Origin of the sequence: Acinetobacter sp., assembly GCF_036666595.1 — a bacterium.
Taxonomy (GTDB): Bacteria; Pseudomonadota; Gammaproteobacteria; order Pseudomonadales; family Moraxellaceae; genus Acinetobacter.
Map to the genome: position 1 here is coordinate 1 of NZ_JAVWVO010000077.1, position 731 is coordinate 731.

Genomic DNA, 731 nt, shown 5'->3' on the forward strand with positions numbered 1-731 from the left:
TTCTCCATAGATTTTAGAAATGGTACATATACTATAACGTGATAATACTGATTGTTTATTGACCTTTCTGACAAATGGTGGTGGCATAAATGTAAGAAAATGTTATTTGTATGATTTATCCTACAAAATTTTAAGGATTTGGCGGATTGGCGTCCCTCTCATCTTTCCTTATGATGAACTTATACAGGAACAGGATGTTCCGGAACATAATCAGTTCAAGCATCAGGATCGTGAGATACGACAGGAGTCATATCTAGCTACCAAATACGAAAAGCCCGACAGGATGTCGGGCTTTTTTATATCCATCGTTGTTGCACTTCATTTCAAAATCTAGGAAATGGAAAAGTTATTCTTAATTTTCTGCGAGGTAGGTTCTTACTCGTGCATCGTTAAGTAAAGTCATTACCCCTTCAGCAATTTAAATCTTGTATTAACACACCACTCGTATGAGCCACGGTAAACGGAATGACTTGTCCGTTGCCTAAAGTTACTTCAAAATTAATTTTACTACGCCAGAACATCATATTGGTATAAGTACTGCGTAATGAATTTACCTTGATCGCAAGCGATTTCTTTCCTTCACCATCAACCGCTTGACCATTTTTTAATAGTTCTTTTTCAGTTTGCTGTACCATCGTTTCTGTAATTGATTTGATATTTGAGTCTAGTTTTGTACCCATATATGAATAAACAATCACTCGGTCATCTGAGGTTTGGGCATTCGTCACATC

At 36.5% G+C, this 731-nt stretch carries 1 pseudogene; it reads right to left on the minus strand.

Annotated elements, in window-relative coordinates:
* Positions 1-410: 410 nt before the first annotated feature.
* Positions 411-731: pseudogene (locus RR876_RS16865) on the minus strand (hypothetical protein); the annotation flags it as partial.